Below are 19,739 nucleotides of genomic sequence, written 5' to 3'. Positions count from 1 at the left end.
GCGAAAAACTTTAGAATAGAGCGTATCGATCCATCCTGCGCCCACCGCGGCCAGTTCGCGTGCCAACTATGGTCCTTGCCACCCGCTGCCCTCACTGCGAAACAGTCTTCCGCGTACAGGACGCACAGCTTGCCCGTACGCGCGGACGCGTCCGCTGCGGGCACTGCAATGAAGTGTTCGATGCGTTGCAGAACCTGCTCGACCCGAGCGCCGCATCGACGATCGACTTCGGCGCGCGCGATCAGGGCCGCCAGCAGCAGGCATCGAGCGCGGCACCGACGGCGTCCCAGGCCGCGCCCCTCGATCGCATAAACGGCGCGCCGCGCGCATTCACGGCGCAGCCTGCCGAACGCGAGGCTCGCGACGAGGCTACGGCCGAACAAGCGGCGCCGACGGTCCAGCCACCGCCCTCGACGTTCGCCGACATCGTGGCCGACGAGTTGCGCGAGCCGACGCTCGCGTCACCGCTGGTCGCCGAGCCGACGGCTAAAGCACCGCCTGCACCCAGCGGGCCGGAAGCGCCGCAAACCTTGCGAACCCCGAAGGAACCAGCGGTATCGACGGAACCGAATCAAGCACGAGCCCCGAGCGCAATGGGTACGCCGGCCCATGCCGAGCGCATGCAGGCGGCGGCCGGCGCCGCGGCCAACCCGGCTGCTCCCACAGCGGCCGTTTCAGCCGCTGCGGCCGCGTCGCCTGCTCCGGCCGAGCGTGAACCGGCAGCCAGTGAGTCTGACTCGCATTCAAAACCTGGCGACGAACGCGACGAGGAACCGAAGCTCTCGCTCGGCGACGCGCCGGCCGCTACGTGGCGTACCGAGCGCGAAGCCCGAGAGCCGCGCTTTTCCGTGCCGCCGGCGGAGCCGCTGATGCCCCCGCCCGCGAGCGCTCGCCCCGCCGGTGTGCCGCCATTGGCGGCACAAGCTGAAGAGCGCTCGCGTCCGTTCGAGGTGACGCGCGAGCCCCGCGCCGGTGCGCCGCGCTATGGGTGGCTGCGGGCCGTCGGCGCGTTCCTTTCGATCCTGCTCGCCGTGCTGCTCGTCGCGCAACTCACCTGGTGGCGCCGCGAAACGGTCATGGTTTATTGGCCGTCGTCGCAGTCGCTGTTCGCCGAAGTCTGCACGTATCTCGGTTGCCAAATCTCGCCACCGCGCGACATCGACGGCCTGCAAGTGGAAGCGTCCGATCTTCGCCAGATCGACGGGCCGCATCGGCTCGAGCTGCGCGTGCCGCTGCGCAACCGCTATAACATCGCACTGGCCTACCCTGCCATCGAGCTGACGCTGTTCGACGAGAAGAACGAGATCGCGATTCGCCGTGTGCTCTGGCCGCAAGACTATGCGCCGCCGGGCACGCCGATCGCGGCGGGCCTCCCGCCGCACACGACGCAGACGATGATCGTGAGGCTCGATAGCGGCAATGCCGTCGCCACGAATTTTCGCGTGCAGATCTTTTATCCGTAGCAATCGCGGGCGCGTCTCGTCACCGGTTGGCCGCGCCCATTCCCTCGCATCCGCGACAACCCGAAACGAATTTCCGGAGCACAACATGAGTCAAGTCACGCTGGGTGGCAATCCGATCGAAGTCGGCGGCACCTTTCCGTCGGCCGGCCAAAACGCGCCCGAGTTCTCGCTCGTCGGCAAGGATCTCAAGCCGCTGACGCTCGCCGACTTTGCCGGCAAGCGCAAAGTGCTGAACATCGTGCCGAGCCTCGATACCCCGACTTGCGCGACGTCAACGCGCAAGTTCAACCAAGCGGCGGCGAACCTGACGAACACGGTCGTCATCGTGATCTCGGGCGACCTGCCGTTTGCCGCGTCGCGCTTTTGCACGACCGAGGGCATCGAGAACGTCGTCACGGCCTCGACCTTCCGCGGCCGCGAGTTCGCGAAGGCTTACGGCGTCGATGTCACGAGCGGCCCGCTCACGGGCCTGACGGCGCGCGCCGTCGTCGTGCTCGACGAGAACGACAAGGTGCTACACGCCGAACTCGTCAGCGAGATCAAGAACGAGCCGAACTACGACGCGGCGCTCGCTGCGCTCAAGTAACGGCCACGCACATCGCGAAGACGCCGCGCCCACGAGCGCGGCGCTTTTACATCCGCTACCAACAATCCCGACCAGAGGAACCTTCGCCGTGGCTACGCTGATTTGCGGCTCGCTCGCCTACGACAACATCATGACCTTTCAGGGCCGGTTTCGCGACCACATCCTGCCCGAGCAAGTCCACATCCTGAACGTCAGCTTTCTCGTGCCGACGATGCGCCGCGAGTTCGGCGGATGCGCCGGCAACATCGCATACGCGCTGAACCTGCTCGGCGGCGACGCGCGAATCATGGCGACGCTCGGTTCGATGGATGCACAACCGTATCTCGATCGCTTCGACCATCTCGGCCTCGCGAAGGATCACGTCCTCGTCGTGCCCGACACCTATTCGGCGCAGGCGATGATCACGACCGATCTGGACAACAACCAGATCACGGCATTTCACCCGGGCGCGATGATGCAGTCGCATCTGAACCGCGCGGACGAAGCATCCGGCATTACGCTTGCCATCGTCGCGCCGGACGGCTACGAAGGCATGGTCCAGCACACGGAAAAACTCGCGGCGGCTGGCGTGCCGTTCATCTTCGATCCGGGTCAAGGCCTGCCGCTCTTTACGGGCGAAGCGCTGCGCCGCGCAATTGAACTTGCCGATTACGTCGCGGTCAACGACTACGAAGCGAAGCTCGTCAGCAACAAGACCGGCTGGTCGCTCGAGGAAATCGCCAGCCACGTCGACGCGCTCGTCGTCACGTACGGCGAAAACGGGGCCCATATTCACCACGCGGGCCGGTGCGAGGAGATTCCCGCGGTCGCGCCCGCGCGCGTCGTCGACCCGACGGGCTGCGGCGACGCCTTTCGCGGCGGCCTGCTCCACGGCATCGAAAACGGCATGGATTGGACCACGACGGGCCGCTTGGCAAGCCTCATGGGCTCGCTCAAAATCGAGCACGCCGGTCCGCAAACCTATGCGCCCTCTCGCGATGAAATCGACACGCGGTTCGCCGAGGCGTTCGGCTATAGCCTGCGGTGAACGGCAACCACAGTGCCACTGGAGTAGGAGTAAAAGAACATGAAGACATCGGCTCGTCTGGCGCTCGCCGCGATGCTCGCCGGCATGCTGGCGGTAACAGGGTGCGCCTATAACAGCAGTTCCGCGGACGTCTACAACGCCGATCAGGCGCAGCGCGAAGCGACCGTCCGTATGGGTACGATCGAGAGCGTGCGCGCGGTGACGATCGTCTCTAACAACGGCCAGCCGAGCGGGCTCGGCGCGCTCGGCGGCGGCGCCGTTGGCGCGGTCGCGGGCAGCACGATCGGCGGCGGCAAGGGCTCGATCCTGACGGCCATCGTTGGCGGCCTCGCGGGCGCCGTGGCCGGTAACGCGATCGAAAACGGCGTGGCGAAGAAGAACGGCGTCGAAATCACGGTGCGTCTCGACAACGGAGACTTGCGCGCAATTACGCAAGCGGCGACGGGCGAGGTCTTCCAGGCCGGCGAACGCGTTCGTCTGCTATCGAGCGGCGGCGTGACGCGCGTCACGCATTGACGCGTTGATGCATTGCGGATGAAAAAACCCCGCCGCCGATAACACCAGCGACGGGGCTTCGATCAACGAGTGGGCGCAAAGCGCCGCACTCGCGACGACAGCGCTTACGGACGGCTGCCAGTCGGGAAGGGCCAAGCCGCAGCGGGGTTGAGCGTCGACTTGGGAGCCGTGCTCGAGGTAACCGCCGGAGCCGCGGGAGCCGCAGGCGCAGCGGGGGCAGCAGGCGCAGCCTTCTTCGCGGCAGCCTTCTTCGCAGGGGCAGCCTTCTTCGCGGGGGCGGCCTTCTTGGCAGCAGCCTTCTTCGCGGGCGCAGCCTTCTTCGCGGCAGCCTTCTTCGCAGGCGCGGCCTTCTTGGCAGCAGCCTTCTTCGCGGGCGCAGCCTTCTTCGCCGCAACCTTCTTACCGGCTGCCTTCTTGGCCGGAGCTGCCTTCTTCGCGGCGACCTTCTTCGTCGCGACCTTCTTCGCTGCGGTCTTCTTGGCCGGGGCGGCCTTCTTCGCCGCAACCTTCTTCACGGCGGTCTTCTTGGCCGCAACCTTCTTCACGGCGGTCTTCTTCGCTGCAACCTTCTTGGCCGGAGCGGCTTTCTTCGCTGCAACCTTCTTCACCGCAACCTTCTTCGCCGCGGTTTTCTTGGCCGGAGCGGCTTTCTTCGCGGCGGGTTTCTTCTTGGCAGTTGCCATTGTTTTCTCCTTCAGGTTTCGATAGTCAGATTGAACTACACCCTTCTTCAAAACCCGCTTCCCGCTGCGCACCGGTCAGGGCGCGCGCTGCGAAGCGGGCTATTCATCGGCGTACGCGAATGCAACGCGCTTACGCTAATGAATGCGGTAAGGCGTGCGGCACCGTCGGGTGCAGCACGCCAGATCGAGTCGGCAGCCAAGCGCATCGCGCTTGCGCCTGCCGGAATTCGCTTGAGCCGAGCCGATGGCGGCAAGGCCTCGGCCACCGGTTTTTTCGGGGGGTAGTTCGCCCATCCCACTGAAGGGTTCGCAAAGTGCCTGTCATGTTTGTGGGCGGTCCTGCCGCCGGCCATGCTTTGCATCAGGCGTTTGTGCTCCTAGTCCTGCGCGCCGCGGCCTGTGCCGCGGCGACCCCATCCATTTCGTTCGCGATGCACGCCGTCGTCATTCCCAGGACAGCGCACCGCCGGTCTGATACTCGATGACTCGCGTCTCGAAGAAGTTGCGCTCCTTCTTCAAGTCGATCATTTCACTCATCCACGGGAACGGATTCTCTTCGTTCGGGAACAGCGGGTCGAGTCCGATCTGCTGGCAACGGCGGTTGCAGATGAAGCGCAGATAGCTTTTGAACATCGACGCATTGAGCCCCAGCACGCCGCGCGGCATCGTGTCCTCCGCGTAGCGATACTCGAGATCGACCGCGTGGCGGAACAGTCCGCGGATTTCCTCGCGGAATTCGGACGTCCACAGATGCGGGTTCTCGAGCTTGATCTGGTTGATGAGGTCGATGCCGAAATTGCAGTGCATCGACTCGTCGCGCAGGATGTACTGGTACTGTTCCGCCGCGCCCGTCATCTTGTTCTGCCGGCCGAGTGCGAGGATTTGCGTAAACCCGACATAGAAGAACAGTCCCTCCATCACGCACGCGAATACGATCAGCGACTTCAGGAGCTTCTGGTCCGCTTCGAGCGTGCCGGTCTTGAAGGCGGGATCGGTCAGCGTATGGATGAACGGGATCAGGAATTCGTCTTTCTCACGGATCGACTTGACCTCGTGATAGGCGTTGAAGATCTCGCCTTCGTCGAGACCGAGCGACTCGACGATGTACTGATAGGCATGGGTGTGGATCGCCTCTTCGAACGCCTGGCGCAGCAGGAACTGCCGGCACTCGGGCGCCGTGATGTGCCGGTAGGTGCCGAGCACGATGTTGTTCGCGGCGAGCGAGTCGGCCGTCACGAAGAAGCCGAGGTTGCGCTTGACGATGCGACGCTCGTCTTCCGTGAGCCCGTTCGGGTCCTTCCAGAGCGCGATGTCGCGGGACATATTGATTTCCTGCGGCATCCAGTGGTTCGCGCAGCCGGCCAGGTACTTCTCCCATGCCCACTTGTACTTGAACGGTACGAGTTGGTTGACGTCGGTGCGGCCGTTGATGATCCGCTTGTCGGCGACGTTCACGCGAGCTTCGGAGGCGGGCGCCTCGCTCGCGCGCACCGGCTGCTCCACGTAAGGGGCAACGGCGACGTCGCCCGCGAAGATGTCTTGCGCCACCGGAGCATGCGTCGCGCGGTGCGTCGCTGCTTGCGCTCCGACAGCCGGCCCCGCGGGGTTACGCAACGCATTCGATTGCGAACCGCTCGAGGGAGTTACGGCAGTCGTCTCGTCATCCCAGTTGAGCATAAATTCTCACCATCAATTTAGATCGGTTTGTACCATCTTTTCACGAGCGATAAAAGGGTTCGCTCATGAAAATCGCTCTTTTCGATTGACGCTGCAACGTGCATACAACACTTTGATCGCAGCTTCGATCGATCGACGTTGTCGAGTGTGCGAGCAATGCGAGTCGATGATGCTCGTTCATGCGATCGAGTGACCTCGAAGCCATCCCTCATCGAGGGCTCGCGATTGCTCCGGTCATGCGCCGCGCATCGCGCACGGCGCACGACTTCATCTCGCGCGTCGGCCGTTACTGGCAGGCCTCGCATTCGTCGAAGCCCGGGTCGCCCGGACGCAGCATGCAAACGGGACCGTCTGCTTCCGGCGCCGCGACCGCGGCCGGCGCTGCGTTGAAGCCGCCCGCGCCGCTCGTCACGCCACCCGCGCCGCCTACGGCGCCAAAGCCGCCGGCCGCGCCACCACCCTGGCCGCCAACGCCGCCTTCATTCATCGGCACCGCATTGAGCGCGCCATGCGCCACCGTCGATTTCTCAACGTGCGTCGCCGCCATCGTGCGCAGGTAGTAGGTCGTCTTGAGGCCGCGCAGCCAGGCAAGCTTGTAGACCTCGTCGAGCTTCTTGCCCGATGCGCCCGCCATGTAGATGTTGAGCGACTGGGCCTGATCGATCCACTTCTGGCGACGCGAGGCCGCCTCGACGAGCCACTTGGGATCGACCTCGAACGCCGTCGCATAGATCGCGCGCAAGTCCGCCGGCACGCGATCGATGCGCGAGAGGGAGCCGTCGAAGTACTTCAGGTCGGCGACCATCACTTCGTCCCAAAGCCCGCGCACCTTCAAGTCGCGCACGAGGTAGTCGTTCACGACCGTGAATTCGCCCGACAGATTCGACTTCACGTAGAGGTTCTGGAACGTAGGCTCGATGCAGGCGGAGACGCCGATGATGTTCGAGATCGTCGCCGTCGGCGCGATCGCGATGCAGTTCGAGTTGCGCATGCCGTGCGTGGCGATGCGCGCGCGCAACGCCGCCCAGTCCATCGCCTCGCTGGCGTCGACCTCCACGTAGCCGCCACGCGCCTCCTCGAGGAGCTTCAGCGTGTCCTGCGGGAGGATGCCGCGGTCCCAGAGCGAGCCGCGGTAGCTCGAATAGCGGCCGCGCTCCTCGGCGAGCTCCGTCGACGCGTAGTAAGCGTAGTAGCAGACCGCTTCCATCGAACGGTCGGCGAACTCGACGGCCGCATCCGAGGCGTACGGCGTGCGCAACAGGTGCAGGCAGTCCTGGAAGCCCATGATGCCCATGCCGACGGGACGGTGCTTCAAGTTCGAGTTGCGCGCCTTCGAGACGGCGTAATAGTTGATGTCGATGACGTTGTCGAGCATGCGCATCGCCACGCTGATCGTCCGCTTCAGCTTGTCGTGGTCGAGCGTGTAGCTGCCGTCGGCCGCTTTGGCCATGTGCGCGACGAGGTTGACCGAGCCGAGGTTGCAGACCGCGATCTCGGTGTCGCTCGTGTTCAGCGTGATTTCCGTGCAAAGGTTCGACGAATGGACCACGCCGACGTGCTGCTGCGGCGAGCGCACGTTGCAGGGATCCTTGAACGTGATCCATGGGTGCCCCGTCTCGAACAGCATGCCGAGCATCTTGCGCCAGAGCTGCTGCGCCGGGATCTTCTTGAACAGCTTGATCTCGCCACGGGCCGCCTTGTCTTCGTAGGCCGTGTAAGCCGCCTCGAACTCGGCGCCGAACTTGTCGTGGAGATCGGGGCACGTCGACGGCGAGAAGAGCGTCCACTCGCCGGCTTCCATGACCCGCTTCATGAAGAGGTCCGGAATCCAGTTCGCCGTATTCATGTCGTGCGTGCGGCGGCGGTCGTCGCCCGTGTTCTTGCGCAGCTCGAGGAACTCCTCGATGTCGAGGTGCCACGTCTCGAGGTAGGCACAGACGGCGCCCTTGCGCTTGCCGCCCTGGTTGACCGCGACGGCCGTGTCGTTGACGACCTTCAGGAACGGCACGACGCCCTGGGACTTGCCGTTGGTGCCCTTGATGTGGGAGCCCAGCGCACGCACGCGCGTCCAGTCGTTGCCGAGGCCGCCCGCGAACTTCGAGAGCAGCGCGTTTTCCTTCAGGGCCTCGTAGATGCCGTCCAGATCGTCGGCGACCGTCGTCAGGTAGCACGACGAGAGCTGCGAGCGGCGCGTGCCCGAGTTGAAGAGCGTCGGCGTCGAGCTCATGAAGTCGAAGGTCGAGAGGACGTTGTAGAACTCGATCGCCCGGGCCTCGCGGTCGATTTCGTTGAGCGCGAGGCCCATCGCCACTCGCATGAAGAATGCCTGCGGCATTTCGATGCGGGTGCCTTCGACGTGCAGGAAGTAGCGATCGTAGAGTGTCTGCAGGCCGAGGTAGCCGAACTGCAGGTCGCGGCTCGCGTCGAGCGCCGCGCCGAGGCGCTTCAGGTCGAATTGCAGCAGTTTCTCGTCGAGCAGCTCGGCCTCGACGCCGCGCTTCACGAACTGCGGGAAGTACTCGACATAGCGCTCGGCCATTTCGTGCTGCGTCACCTCTTCGCCGAGGATCTCGCGCCGGATCGTGTGCAGCAGGATGCGCGCCGTCACCTGGCTGTACGCCGGGTCCTTCTCGATCATCGTGCGCGCCGCGAGGATGGCCGAATCGTAGACCTGGCTCATCGGCACGCCGTCGTAGAGGTTCTTGACGGTCTCGGCGACGATCGGCTCGGCGCTCACGGCGTCGCCGAGATGCTCGCAAGCCGATTCGATGAGCGCCGAGAGCGCCCGCATGTCGAGCGGACGCGTCACGCCGTTGTCGACGACGTTCAAGCCCGGCGCCTGGCCCGCCTCTTCATGGGCCTGCGCCCGTTCCTGATTGCGCTTCTCGCGGTACAGCACATAGGCGCGGGCGACGTTGTGCTCGCCGCCGCGCATCAGCGCGAGCTCGACCTGATCCTGGATGTCTTCGATATGAAACGTGCCGCCGTTCGGCCGGCTGCGCACGAGCGCACGGACGACGTTTTGCGTGAGTTGCTCGACGAGCTCGCGCACGCGCGCCGACGCGGCACCCTGCCCGCCGTTCACAGCGAGAAACGCCTTCGTCATCGCGATGGCGACCTTGGACGGCTCGAACGACACGACGCTGCCATTACGGCGAATTACCTTGTAATCCGCGAACGTCGCCTGTGGCGCAAGCGCATTCGCGGAGGCTGCGGCACCGACGGCGCGGCCTACCGGCGCGCTCTCGTGCTGGCTCGTCATGTTGTCGGTCGTTTGCATATGCAAAGCTCCTGATCTCTGATTTGCGGACAACCCGCGGATTGGAACAACCGCCGCGCCACCCCGAGCGCGAACGATGAGGTGCGGAGAAAGAAGAGACGCAATTTGGCTGCCAGACCTGGCAATGCGTGATGGACGATGGCCTTCGTCATTTCTTCTTGCAGGTTTCCTGCGTCCTTTTTCCCCGAAGGCCAAGGCGTCGGACCTGTTGCCCACGCCTTCGGCCCGCATCTTTGATGACGCCTTCGAATACCGCGGCGCCCCGCCCGATTCGGAGCGCTGCCGGCGTCTCGACACAACATCTAGTGAGTTTGTGTAACGCTGATACCAAGTATAGTAGACCCAATTGGCCTAGCCAAAAGGTTTATTTGCGGTCGAACCCTTGACTTTTCGTCTGTCGAGACCGGACAAGGACTTGGCCCGAACGCAAGAGGCGGCGCGGCTTTCCGGGCACGGGGCAAACCGCGGGTACGTCTGCTCAACGATGTCGATAGGGGAAATACCGATCGGCGAGTCCGGCGTCGCGCGCGAGCCGGGGCCAATCGAAATACGGACCGGGGTCCGTCTTGCGGCCAGGCGCGACGTCCGAGTGTCCGGCGAGCGCTTCGATCGGATAGCGGGCGACGAGTATCCTCACGAGCGCTGCGAGCGCTCCATACTGCTCGGACTCGAACGGGACGTGGTCGGTACCTTCGAGTTCGATGCCGATGGAGAAGTCGTTGCAACGTTCCCGGCCGAGAAAGCTCGAGGCGCCCGCGTGCCAAGCCCGCGCGTCGCACGAAACGAATTGCTCGAGCGCCCCGTCTCGGCGGATCAGGAAATGGGACGACACGCGCAGATCGCGCAGATGGGCGTGATAGTAAGGGTGCGCCGAGCAATCGAGGCGATTCTGAAACAGCTCGCCGATCGCTTCGCCGCCGAACTCGCCGGGCGGCAGACTGATGTTGTGAACGACGACGAGCGTCGGCACGGTGCCCTCGGGGCGCGCTTCGAAGTTCGGCGATGGCAGCGCGCGCGCACCGTGCACCCAGCCGTCGTCGCCGACCACCCACTCTCGCGCCGGCACCGGTGGGCGATGGGGACTTTCGTTCATCACCGCGCCGCGCGCGCCGCATGACGGCGGGCGTGGTCCGCGCAGCAGAAATACAGCCCCTCGGCGAAGAGCGACTCGCTCTTCGGCGCATGCACGCCGCAGGCCGCGCAGCGTACGACCGGCTCCGCGAGAGAGGGGGCGGTCTGCGCCGGCCGCGCGCCGAACGGGCCTCGTCGATCAGTCCGCGGCCCGCCCGCGGACCCAGCGCCGTTCGCGCCCGACGCCCGGGCGGCTTCGGCCGCGCGAATCGTCTTCATGAGCCAACGTCCGACGAAGACGAGCAGGATGAGAAGGAGAAGTTGTCGCATAGGGGAAACGCGAGCGCGTTGCCGTGAGATTAGACGACGGGGCGGTGCAACAGCACCTCGAAGACGAAGCGGCTGCCGACGTACGCGAGCAGCAACGCGACGAACGACGCGAGCACCCAGCGCAGCGCGGCGCGGCCTCGCCAACCCGAGATCTTGCGCGCCGTGAGCAGCGCGCCGAACATGAGCCACGAGAGGATCGCAAAGACGGTCTTGTGATCGAACGTGAGCGCGCGCGCCTTCAATTGCTCGCTGAAAAGCGCGCCGGAAAGCAGCGTCAGCGTCAGCAGCGCGAACCCGGCGCCGATCATCCTGAACAGCAGTTTCTCGAGCGTCAATAGCGGCGGCAACGTATCGAGCCAGCCCGCGATCCAGCCGGCGGCAGGCCTGCGCTCGAGCGCGCCGCGCAGCGCATGGAGACGCCGCTCGGCGAAGAGCATCAGCACCGCGTGCAGCGCGGCAATCGCGAAAAGCCCGTAAGCCATGTTCGCGATGATGAAATGCAGCTTGAAGAGCGGCGCGGCCGCGTAAGGAAGCACGCGCACGCCCCCGAACGCGAGGGGCAGCAGCGACGCGACGCAGGCAAGCGGCAGCACGAGCAGGCGCAGCCCGTCGAGCGGCAGAAAGAAACTTTCGATCCAGTAGATGCCCGACCCGAGCCAGAACATGGCCGAGAGCGCGAACGCGAAGCCGAACACCATCGCGTCGTGCGGGAAGATCGTCATGTGGAGCAGCACGCCGTGCGCGACGAGCGCAACGAAGAGCAATACGCGGCCCGGTGCCGTCATGCCCGAAGCCGCCGCAAGCGCGGGCGCCGCCGGCACGGGCGGCACGCTCGAGAACATGCCGTGCCGCTGCGCGTCGAGCCCCCCCGTCGCGGCCACCCAGCAGGCGCGCCACGCCGCCGCGGCGAGGCCGCCGTAAAGGAGCGCGGTAAGGGCATACAGTACAATGTCCATATTCCCGAGTTTACACTAGTCATTTGCGCGCGCCTGGCTGGCCAAGCGCGCCCGCGACGCTCTCTTTCTCTTTCGCCCGCTTCCCATGCTCGACACTCTTACCCAACGGATGGCGCGCGTCGTCAAGACGCTGCGCGGCGAAGCCCGACTCACCGAAGCGAATACGCAGGAAATGCTGCGCGAAGTGCGCCTCGCCCTGCTCGAAGCCGACGTCGCCCTGCCCGTCGTCCGCGATTTCATCGCGAAGGTCAAGGAAAAGGCGGTCGGCGAGGAAGTGCTCGGCAGCCTGTCGCCGGGGCAAGCGCTCGTCGGCGTCGTGCAGCGCGAACTCACCGCCGTGATCGGCGGCGACTATGAAGGCCGCGCCGCGGAGCTCGATCTTGCCGTCACGCCGCCCGCGGTCATCTTGATGGCGGGCCTGCAAGGCGCCGGCAAGACGACGACGGTCGGCAAGCTCGCGAAGCTGCTGCGCGAGAAGTACAAGAAGAAGGTGCTGACCGTATCGTGCGACGTCTATCGCCCGGCCGCCATCGCGCAGCTGAAGACGGTCACCGAGCAGGTCGGCGCCGACTTTTTCCCGTCGCAGCCGGATCAGAAACCCGTCGATATCGCCGTCGCGGCGGTCGACTGGGCGAAGCGCCACTATCACGACGTGCTGATCGTCGATACGGCGGGGCGGCTCGGCATCGACGAGGCGATGATGCAGGAAATCGCCGCGCTGCACGCGGCCCTGAAGCCAGCCGAAACACTCTTCGTCGTCGACGCGATGCTTGGCCAGGACGCCGTCAACACCGCGAAAGCGTTCAATGACACGCTGCCGCTGACGGGCGTCGTGCTGACGAAGCTCGACGGCGATTCGCGCGGCGGCGCAGCACTCTCGGTGCGGCACGTCACGGGCAAGCCGATCAAGTTCGTCGGCGTGGCAGAAAAACTCGACGGGCTCGAGATTTTCTATCCGGACCGCATGGCAAACCGGATCCTCGGCATGGGCGACATCCTCGCGCTCGTCGAGGAAGCGCAGCGCAACGTCGACGTAAAGGCCGCGCAACAGCTTGCCGACAAGGTCAAGAAAGGCGGCGACTTCGATCTCAACGACTTTCGCGCGCAGCTCTCGCAGATGAAGAACATGGGCGGTCTCTCGACGCTCATGGACAAGCTGCCCGCGCAGTTTCAGCAAGCGGCGGCCGGCGCCGACATGAGCCAGGCGGAAAAGCAGATGCGTCGCATGGAAGGGATCATCAACTCGATGACGCCGGCCGAGCGCGCGAAGCCCGAGCTCATCAAGGCGACGCGCAAGCGCCGCATCGCCGCGGGCGCGGGCGTGCAGGTGCAGGAGGTCAACCGGATGCTCAATCAATACGAGCAGATGCGCACGATGATGAAAAAGCTCAAAGGCGGGAATCTGCAAAAGATGATGCGCGGCATGAAAGGCATGTTGCCGGGGATGCGCTAAGCGCGGTGCACGGCGATCGCCGCCGCGCTTAGTTGTCGTTCTTTCCTTGCGCCGAGCCAGCCGCAGCGCTATCACACTATATATATTGTCACTGCCCGCTCATGACCATGAATCGAGAAGAAGCCCTCCAGATCTTCCGCCAATCGGAAGAAATCGTATCGGCCGCCGATGTCGAGGCGTCGATTTCGCGTATGGCGCAAGCTATCCGCGCGGAGATGAGCGAAGCCTTCCCGCTCCTGCTCTCCGTGATGGGCGGGGCGGCCGTGTTCACGGGCATGCTGCTGCCGCGCCTCGACTTCCCGCTCGAGTTCGATTACATCCATCTGACGCGCTACCGCAACAGCACGCAAGGCAGCAAGGAAATGCAGTGGCGCGTGGCGCCGGCCGAATCGGTCAAAGACCGCATCGTGCTCGTGCTCGACGACATTCTCGATGAAGGGGAGACGATGGCGGCCATCCGCGATCGGATCCTCGCCATGGGAGCGAAGCGCTTCCTCTCGGCGGTGCTCTGCGAGAAACAGCTCAACAAGGACAAGCCGCTCTACCCCGACTTTCGAGGCTTCGAGGTGCCCGATCGCTATGTATTCGGCTGCGGCATGGATGCGAAGGGCTACTGGCGCAATCTGCCGGCGATCCGCGCGTTGACGGACGATCTGTAACGGCGCGCGCCCCGCGCGGGCGCACGCCTTGCCGCCGGATGAGGGACTAGACCTCGACCGGCCGATTCGCCGCTACTCCACCCTCGAGTCCTTCCTGAATCCGCGCACGGGCGAACGCGGCCGCTTCGCCGGTCGGCACGAGCGTCGGCTCGGTGTCGCGGCGGCCCTGATACTCGATCTTGCCATCCTTCAAGCCGCGATCGCCGATAACGAGCCGATGCGGAACGCCGATCAGCTCCCAGTCGGCGAACATGACGCCGGGCCGCTCGCCGCGATCGTCGAGGATCACGTCGACGCCGGCTTCCACGAGTTGCGCATAGAGTTTGTCGGCTGCTTCGCGTACGGCGTCGCTGCGATCGTAGCCCATCGGGCAGAGGACGATCTCGAAAGGCGCGATCGCTTCGGGCCAGATGATGCCGCGCTCATCGTAGTTTTGCTCGATAGCGGCGCCGAGAATGCGCGTGATGCCGATGCCGTAGCAGCCCATCATCATCGATTGCGGCTTGCCCGTTTCGTCGAGGAACGTTGCGCCCATCGCATCGGAGTACTTCGTGCCGAGCTGGAAAACGTGGCCGACTTCGATGCCGCGGCAGATGTCGAGCGTGCCCTTGCCGTCCGGCGATGGGTCGCCCGGCCGCACGTTGCGGATATCGGCGACGGTCGGCTCGGGCAAATCGCGCCCCCAGTTCACGCCCGTGGTGTGATAGTCGACCTCGTTCGATCCGACGACAAAATCGCTCATGTGCGCAACGGTGCGGTCGGCGATGACCTGGACAGGCTTTTTCGTGCCGATCGGCCCGAGATACCCGGGCGGCGTGCCGAACCACTCGACGATTTCCTGTTCCGTTGCAAAGCGGAAGTTCGCGAGGCCCGGCAGCTTGCCCGTCTTCACCTCGTTGAGCTCGTGATCGCCGCGCAGCATCAGCAGCCAGATCGTCGGCTCGGCGCCTTCGTTATCGGTTGCGAGCACGATCGACTTGATCGTTCGCTCGAGCGGAATGTTCAAGTATTCCGCAACGGCCTCGCACTTGGCCTTGCCCGGCGTCGCCGTCTTCTTCATGGGCTCGCTCGGGGCCGCACGATCGGCGATGAGCGGCAACGCCTCGGCAGCCTCGACGTTGGCGGCGAAATCCGAGTTCGGGCAGTAGGCGATATCGTCCTCGCCCGTCGCCGCGATCACGTGGAATTCTTGCGAGCGATTGCCCCCGATCGCGCCGCTATCGGCCGTCACGGCGCGAAATTCGAGTCCGATTCGCGTGAAGATGCGCACGTAGGCGTCAAACATCTTGCGGTACGACGCTTCGAGCCCGGCCTGGTCCTTGTCGAACGAGTACGCATCTTTCATCGTGAACTCGCGGCCGCGCATGACGCCGAACCGAGGACGGATCTCGTCGCGGAACTTCGTCTGAATCTGATAGAAGTTCACCGGCAGTTGCCGGTAGCTCTTGATCTGATTGCGCGCGATGTCGGTCACGACCTCCTCGTGCGTCGGCCCCATCACGAAGTCGCTTTCCTTGCGGTCTTTGAAGCGCAGCAGCTCGGGGCCGTACTGGGTCCAACGCCCCGACTCCTGCCAGAGCTCCGCCGGCTGCACGGCCGGCATCAAAACTTCGAGCGCCCCCGCCCGATTCATTTCTTCGCGTACGATGGCTTCGACCTTGCGTACCGAGCGCAACCCGACCGGCAAATAGGAGTAGATGCCGCCGGCGACGCGCCGGATCATGCCGGCGCGCACCATGAGCTTGTGACTGACGACTTCGGCGTCGGCGGGCGCTTCCTTGAGGGTGCCGATAAAAAAACGGGACGCTTTCATTGAAGGATTTTCCAAAAGCAGCCGCCCCGGAAGGGGCGGCCGAAAGAGGGAACGAGCGGACTCGGGCGTTCGCGGCGGTTTTCCCGAAGAAGGCGCCGCACCGTACTTCAGGTGCCGCAACCATTCGTCGGACAAACCGCCCGTCGCGCCACGCGCGAGCCGTGCGGCGACGCCGACCGGTCCTTCCGGATGCCGGTGCCAAAGGCTCGTTATCTGTTTATAATCAAGACAATTTTAAAGGATTCGAAGGTGGTTGTATGCTGGATCGCGAAGGCTTTCGCCCGAACGTCGGCATCATCCTCTTGAACGCGCACAACGAGGTGTTTTGGGGCAAGCGGCTACGTGAACATTCCTGGCAGTTTCCGCAAGGGGGCATCAAGTACGGAGAGACCCCTCTGCAAGCGATGTATCGGGAGTTACACGAGGAAACCGGCTTGCTTCCCGAGCATGTCAAGATCATCGGTCGCACGCGCGACTGGCTGCGTTACGAGGTGCCGGACAAGTTCATCAAGCGCGAAGTACGTGGGCACTATCGCGGCCAGAAACAGATTTGGTTCTTGCTGCGGATGCTGGGTCGCGATTGCGACATCTGCCTGCGTGCCACCGATCACCCGGAGTTCGATGCCTGGCGCTGGAACGATTACTGGGTGCCGCTCGATTGTGTGATCGAGTTCAAGCGGGATGTCTATCAATTGGCTCTGACCGAGCTGTCGAGGTATCTGCGCCGCCCCGCGCCGCGCCACGGACAGAACGGGCACGGGCACCGTGAAGGCGTCGGCTCGCGTTACGGCCGTCGGTCTCCCTGCGCACCGTGCCCGCCCGAGGCGGAGCGCGAGGAGCATGCATCGGCCGCGGGCACGATCGTCCCGGTCGCGGAAGAAGGGGCCAGCCCGCCCGAGGCACCCTGCTCGGAAACGTCGACGATTCTAATCTTGCCCGAGTGACGAAGGGCCGATCATCACTGAACGCCGCGAACGGACGCTATCATTCGGTTCTCCGAATATCGCGCCCGTTTCTCGAGGACATCAATTGAAAGCAACGACTCTCGCGGCGGCAAGCCTCGTATGCGCAGCCGCTGGCGCGCTCCTCGCCGGCTGCTCGCATACGCCCGCCAACCCCACGCCGAGCTCGAACAAGGACGACAGCGTCTTCACCTATCTGCTCGATCGCCAGGGCAACTGGACCGAAAACAAGGTCGATCAACTGCCGCCGCTGCCGCAGCAATCGAATCTGCTCCCATTCGACGTCTCGCAGAACACGCCGCTCAAGTTCGCCGTCGATGCGAAATCGGTCGATGTCGGCTCGGACGGCGTCGTGCGGTACACGGTCGTCGTGACGAGCCCCTCGGGCGCGCGCAACGTCAATTACCAGGGCATCCGCTGCGATACCTACGAGTGGCGGCAATACGCCGGACTGAACGCCGATCACGACGGCTGGGACCGCGACGTCGCGACGAGCTGGACGCGGATCGAGAATGGCAACCTGAATGCCTATCAGGCCGCGCTTTACCAAGATTATTTCTGCGACAACAAGATGCCGGCCGCGCCGACCAAGACCATCGTCAACAACCTTCGCCTCGGCCGCACGCTGTCGTCGGCGATTCACTGAGCGGGCTTGCCGCCGCGCTCGCGGCGGCGCGCGTCAGACGAGGACGAGATTGTCGCGGTGAATGAGCTCGGGTTCGAGCATGTAGCCGAGGACCGCTTCAATCTCGCCGCTGGGCTTGCGATGAATCAGCTTCGCTTCGGCACTGCTGTAGTTCGTGAGTCCGCGGGCCACCTCGCGGCCGGCGACGCTCAGGCAGGCGATGACCTCGCCGCGCGCGAACTGCCCGTGGACGTCGACAACGCCGATCGGCAGCAAGCTCTTGCCGCCGGCGGTGAGCTTCTCCACTGCGCCGTCGTCGATGACGACATGGCCGCGCACCTGCAGATGATCGGCCATCCACTGCTTGCGCGCCGCGAGCCGCGCCGTGCGAGCGATGAGCTGGGTGCCGATTGCCTCTCCCGTCGCGAGCCGCACGAGCACATCGGGCGCGCGTCCGCTTGCAATCACGGTATTAGCGCCGCTGCCGGCCGCGCGCTTCGCCGCGAGGATCTTCGTGAGCATGCCGCCGCGGCCGATGCTCGTGCCCGCGCCGCCCGCCATCGCCTCGAGCTCGGGCGCACCCGCATCGGCCTCCCGGACGAGCTCCGCGCCCGGATGCTTGCGCGGATCACCCGTAAAAAGCCCCTGCTGATCGGTGAGAATGATGAGCGCATCGCCTTCGATGAGGTTCGCGACGAGCGCGCCGAGGGTGTCGTTGTCGCCGAACTTGATTTCGTCGGTGACGACGGTGTCGTTTTCGTTGATGATCGGCACCACGCCCAGCGACAGCAGAGTCAGCAGCGTCGAGCGAGCGTTGAGATAGCGCTCGCGGTCGGCCAGATCGGCATGCGTCAGCAAAATCTGCGCGGTGCGGATGCCATGCTCGGCGAAGCGGCTTTCATAGACCTGCGCGAGCCCCATCTGCCCGACGGCGGCCGCGGCTTGCAACTCGTCGATCTCGCGCGGACGCTTGACCCAGCCGAGTCGCTGCATTCCCTCCGCGATCGCACCCGAGCTCACGAGCACGACCTCCTTTCCCTCATGGCGCAGCTTCGCGATCTGGAGCGCCCAGCGGCCGATCGCAGCTTGATCCAGGCCGCGGCCGTCGTTCGTCACGAGACTGGACCCCACTTTCACGACCAGGCGTTTCGAATCCGCGATGACAGAGCGCATCGTGCAAAAGTCTCCTTGATTGACCCTTTGGCGCTTCAGCCGCCCCGCGCTGAAACGGCGTGGGCAGGACAACGCAGCAACTGACCGCTTTCTCCCTGGCCGCTTCCGGCAGGCGAGACCGCGTAGGGCGTATCACGCCCGCGGCGGCGGCGCGTCGCTTGGCGAACCTGGCGCGGCAGCTTCGCGAAAGCGTACGTCGGCGGCAAGATCCTCCGCCTGCTCGGCGCGATGCGCGTCCGAATGCTCGGCAAGATAGTCATAGACCGCGTAGCAAAGATTCTCGCAGCCAAGGCCAGTCAGCGCCGAGATCTCGAAAACGGGCCCGTCCCATTCGAAGCGCTTGACGAAGTCGGCCACGCGCGCCTCGCGCTCGTCCTCAGACACCATGTCGAGCTTGTTCAGCACGAGCCAGCGCGGCTTGCGGTAAAGCGCCTCGTCGTACTTGCGCAGCTCGCCGACAATCGCCTTTGCTTCGGCGACAGGATCGACACTCTCGTCGAACGGAGCAAGGTCGACGAGATGCAGCAGCAGGCCAGTGCGCTGCAAATGCCGCAGGAATTGGTGCCCGAGTCCGGCGCCTTCGGCCGCCCCTTCGATCAGGCCCGGAATATCGGCAATGACGAAGCTCTTACTGGGGCCGACGCGCACCACGCCGAGGTTCGGCGCGAGGGTCGTGAACGGATAGTCGGCGATTTTCGGCTTCGCATTCGAGACCGACGAAATGAACGTCGATTTGCCGGCGTTCGGCATGCCGAGCAAGCCCACATCGGCCAGCACCTTCAATTCGAGACGCAGCATGCGACGCTCGCCGGGCTTGCCGTCCGTCTTCTGGCGCGGCGCGCGGTTCGTGCTCGACTTGAAATGCAGGTTGCCAAGGCCACCCGCGCCGCCCTTTGCGAGCAGCACGGTCTGTTCGTGCTCGGTCAGATCGGCAATCAGCTCGCCCGTGTCGAGATCCGCGATCACCGTGCCGACGGGCATGCGCAGGACGATATCGTCGCCGCCCTTGCCGTAGCAATCGGAGCCGCGGCCGTTTTCGCCGTTGCGGGCCTGATGCTTTTTCGCATAGCGGTAGTCGATCAGCGTATTGATGTTGCGATCCGCAACGGCGTAGACGCTGCCGCCACGGCCGCCGTCGCCGCCGTCCGGCCCACCGAACGGAACGAACTTTTCGCGGCGCATCGACGCGCTGCCGTCGCCGCCGTCGCCGGCGATTACTTCGATCCGCGCTTCGTCAATGAACTTCATGTGTCGCTCCGTCCCATATTTCCGCTATTTTGCCGCGCCCGGCGCATGACCGCCACGATACGCCCGCGGCGCGCGTGCTTCCGCGTACGGTTTCGCACGACGCAAAGCACAGCGGCCCCGGCATCGAGTAGGGGACGGGGTTGCCCCCGTCGCCCTCTCACACCACCGTACGTGCGGTTCCGCATACGGCGGTTCATGAACAACGCTGGAGGCGCCG

The 19,739-nt window shown here is 64.7% G+C and carries 17 protein-coding genes and 1 pseudogene; 8 read left to right on the top strand and 10 right to left on the bottom strand.

What is annotated here, in order from left to right:
- Positions 1 to 68 precede the first annotated feature (68 nt).
- The 4 genes from B0G57_RS19450 to B0G57_RS19435 all read left to right on the top strand — a co-directional run bounded on the left by B0G57_RS19450 (position 69) and on the right by B0G57_RS19435 (position 3,592).
- Complete coding sequence (locus tag B0G57_RS19450; RefSeq protein WP_026229518.1) at positions 69 to 1,463, top strand: DUF3426 domain-containing protein; 1,395 nt, start codon at positions 69 to 71, stop codon at positions 1,461 to 1,463.
- An 85-nt stretch (positions 1,464 to 1,548) separates the two neighbouring features.
- Positions 1,549 to 2,049: a thiol peroxidase gene (gene tpx, locus B0G57_RS19445; RefSeq protein WP_018439855.1), complete on the top strand. Its 501-nt coding sequence runs from the start codon at positions 1,549 to 1,551 to the stop codon at positions 2,047 to 2,049.
- Positions 2,050 to 2,137: 88 nt separating this feature from the next.
- Complete coding sequence (locus tag B0G57_RS19440; RefSeq protein WP_018439854.1) at positions 2,138 to 3,076, top strand: carbohydrate kinase family protein; 939 nt, start codon at positions 2,138 to 2,140, stop codon at positions 3,074 to 3,076.
- A gap of 39 nt (positions 3,077 to 3,115) precedes the next feature.
- Entirely contained in the window at positions 3,116 to 3,592 is a 477-nt protein-coding gene (locus B0G57_RS19435; RefSeq protein WP_018439853.1) for an outer membrane lipoprotein, read from the top strand.
- Between the two features lie 104 nt (positions 3,593 to 3,696).
- Here B0G57_RS19435 and B0G57_RS19430 read toward each other — a convergent pair whose 3' ends face one another.
- From B0G57_RS19430 to B0G57_RS19400, 7 genes and pseudogenes are all read right to left on the bottom strand, one after another.
- The gene (locus tag B0G57_RS19430) at positions 3,697 to 4,275 is read right to left on the bottom strand and encodes a histone H1-like DNA-binding protein (protein ID WP_083925552.1); all 579 of its coding nucleotides are present in this window, start codon (positions 4,273 to 4,275) and stop codon (positions 3,697 to 3,699) included.
- 25 nt (positions 4,276 to 4,300) lie between these two features.
- A pseudogene (locus tag B0G57_RS32275) lies at positions 4,301 to 4,637 on the bottom strand (hypothetical protein).
- 82 nt (positions 4,638 to 4,719) lie between these two features.
- Complete coding sequence (locus B0G57_RS19420; protein ID WP_018439850.1) at positions 4,720 to 5,952, bottom strand: ribonucleotide-diphosphate reductase subunit beta; 1,233 nt, start codon at positions 5,950 to 5,952, stop codon at positions 4,720 to 4,722.
- 286 nt (positions 5,953 to 6,238) lie between these two features.
- Positions 6,239 to 9,232: a ribonucleoside-diphosphate reductase subunit alpha gene (locus B0G57_RS19415; RefSeq protein WP_018439848.1), complete on the bottom strand. Its 2,994-nt coding sequence runs from the start codon at positions 9,230 to 9,232 to the stop codon at positions 6,239 to 6,241.
- A 478-nt stretch (positions 9,233 to 9,710) separates the two neighbouring features.
- Positions 9,711 to 10,325: a 1,6-anhydro-N-acetylmuramyl-L-alanine amidase AmpD gene (gene ampD, locus B0G57_RS19410; protein ID WP_051089990.1), complete on the bottom strand. Its 615-nt coding sequence runs from the start codon at positions 10,323 to 10,325 to the stop codon at positions 9,711 to 9,713.
- The gene (locus tag B0G57_RS19405; protein WP_018439846.1) at positions 10,325 to 10,633 is read right to left on the bottom strand and encodes a PP0621 family protein; all 309 of its coding nucleotides are present in this window, start codon (positions 10,631 to 10,633) and stop codon (positions 10,325 to 10,327) included. The genes ampD and B0G57_RS19405 overlap by 1 nt, the downstream gene beginning before the upstream one ends.
- A gap of 29 nt (positions 10,634 to 10,662) precedes the next feature.
- Positions 10,663 to 11,589: a cytochrome C assembly family protein gene (locus B0G57_RS19400; RefSeq protein WP_018439845.1), complete on the bottom strand. Its 927-nt coding sequence runs from the start codon at positions 11,587 to 11,589 to the stop codon at positions 10,663 to 10,665.
- 85 nt (positions 11,590 to 11,674) lie between these two features.
- Here B0G57_RS19400 and ffh point away from each other — a divergent pair, with 85 nt between their 5' ends.
- Positions 11,675 to 13,042, top strand: a complete 1,368-nt coding sequence (gene ffh / locus B0G57_RS19395; RefSeq protein WP_026229517.1) for a signal recognition particle protein — start codon at positions 11,675 to 11,677, stop codon at positions 13,040 to 13,042.
- Between the two features lie 107 nt (positions 13,043 to 13,149).
- Entirely contained in the window at positions 13,150 to 13,701 is a 552-nt protein-coding gene (locus B0G57_RS19390) for a hypoxanthine-guanine phosphoribosyltransferase (protein ID WP_026229516.1), read from the top strand.
- 46 nt (positions 13,702 to 13,747) lie between these two features.
- Here B0G57_RS19390 and B0G57_RS19385 read toward each other — a convergent pair whose 3' ends face one another.
- Positions 13,748 to 15,514, bottom strand: a complete 1,767-nt coding sequence (locus B0G57_RS19385; protein WP_018439842.1) for a proline--tRNA ligase — start codon at positions 15,512 to 15,514, stop codon at positions 13,748 to 13,750.
- Between the two features lie 257 nt (positions 15,515 to 15,771).
- On the opposite strand from B0G57_RS19385, the gene B0G57_RS19375 reads away from it, so the two are divergent.
- Positions 15,772 to 16,458 carry an RNA pyrophosphohydrolase gene (locus tag B0G57_RS19375; RefSeq protein WP_018439841.1) on the top strand — a complete coding sequence of 229 codons (687 nt, stop codon included), beginning with the start codon at positions 15,772 to 15,774 and terminating at the stop codon, positions 16,456 to 16,458.
- A gap of 85 nt (positions 16,459 to 16,543) precedes the next feature.
- Positions 16,544 to 17,122 (top strand): CNP1-like family protein, encoded by a 579-nt coding sequence (locus B0G57_RS19370; protein ID WP_018439839.1) that lies wholly within the window; start codon positions 16,544 to 16,546, stop codon positions 17,120 to 17,122.
- Between the two features lie 33 nt (positions 17,123 to 17,155).
- On the opposite strand, the gene proB is transcribed toward B0G57_RS19370, so the two are convergent.
- Complete coding sequence (gene proB, locus B0G57_RS19365; RefSeq protein ID WP_018439838.1) at positions 17,156 to 18,274, bottom strand: glutamate 5-kinase; 1,119 nt, start codon at positions 18,272 to 18,274, stop codon at positions 17,156 to 17,158.
- A 132-nt stretch (positions 18,275 to 18,406) separates the two neighbouring features.
- Positions 18,407 to 19,522, bottom strand: a complete 1,116-nt coding sequence (cgtA, locus tag B0G57_RS19360; RefSeq protein ID WP_018439837.1) for an Obg family GTPase CgtA — start codon at positions 19,520 to 19,522, stop codon at positions 18,407 to 18,409.
- Positions 19,523 to 19,739 lie beyond the last annotated feature (217 nt).

It is taken from the genome of Trinickia symbiotica, assembly GCF_002934455.1.
Classification (GTDB): Bacteria; Pseudomonadota; Gammaproteobacteria; order Burkholderiales; family Burkholderiaceae; genus Trinickia; species Trinickia symbiotica.
This window is presented reverse-complemented; position numbering and strand designations above follow the sequence as displayed.

Coding starts and splice junctions, on each gene's coding strand:
- B0G57_RS19450 (WP_026229518.1), top strand. CDS start 69: ATGGTCCTTGCCACCCGCTGCCCTCACTGCGAAACAGTCTTCCGCGTA.
- tpx (WP_018439855.1), top strand. CDS start 1,549: ATGAGTCAAGTCACGCTGGGTGGCAATCCGATCGAAGTCGGCGGCACC.
- B0G57_RS19435 (WP_018439853.1), top strand. CDS start 3,116: ATGAAGACATCGGCTCGTCTGGCGCTCGCCGCGATGCTCGCCGGCATG.
- B0G57_RS19430 (WP_083925552.1), bottom strand. CDS start 4,275: ATGGCAACTGCCAAGAAGAAACCCGCCGCGAAGAAAGCCGCTCCGGCC.
- B0G57_RS19420 (WP_018439850.1), bottom strand. CDS start 5,952: ATGCTCAACTGGGATGACGAGACGACTGCCGTAACTCCCTCGAGCGGT.
- B0G57_RS19415 (WP_018439848.1), bottom strand. CDS start 9,232: ATGCAAACGACCGACAACATGACGAGCCAGCACGAGAGCGCGCCGGTA.
- ampD (WP_051089990.1), bottom strand. CDS start 10,325: ATGAACGAAAGTCCCCATCGCCCACCGGTGCCGGCGCGAGAGTGGGTG.
- B0G57_RS19405 (WP_018439846.1), bottom strand. CDS start 10,633: ATGCGACAACTTCTCCTTCTCATCCTGCTCGTCTTCGTCGGACGTTGG.
- B0G57_RS19400 (WP_018439845.1), bottom strand. CDS start 11,589: ATGGACATTGTACTGTATGCCCTTACCGCGCTCCTTTACGGCGGCCTC.
- ffh (WP_026229517.1), top strand. CDS start 11,675: ATGCTCGACACTCTTACCCAACGGATGGCGCGCGTCGTCAAGACGCTG.
- B0G57_RS19390 (WP_026229516.1), top strand. CDS start 13,150: ATGAATCGAGAAGAAGCCCTCCAGATCTTCCGCCAATCGGAAGAAATC.
- B0G57_RS19385 (WP_018439842.1), bottom strand. CDS start 15,514: ATGAAAGCGTCCCGTTTTTTTATCGGCACCCTCAAGGAAGCGCCCGCC.
- B0G57_RS19375 (WP_018439841.1), top strand. CDS start 15,772: ATGCTGGATCGCGAAGGCTTTCGCCCGAACGTCGGCATCATCCTCTTG.
- proB (WP_018439838.1), bottom strand. CDS start 18,274: ATGCGCTCTGTCATCGCGGATTCGAAACGCCTGGTCGTGAAAGTGGGG.
- cgtA (WP_018439837.1), bottom strand. CDS start 19,522: ATGAAGTTCATTGACGAAGCGCGGATCGAAGTAATCGCCGGCGACGGC.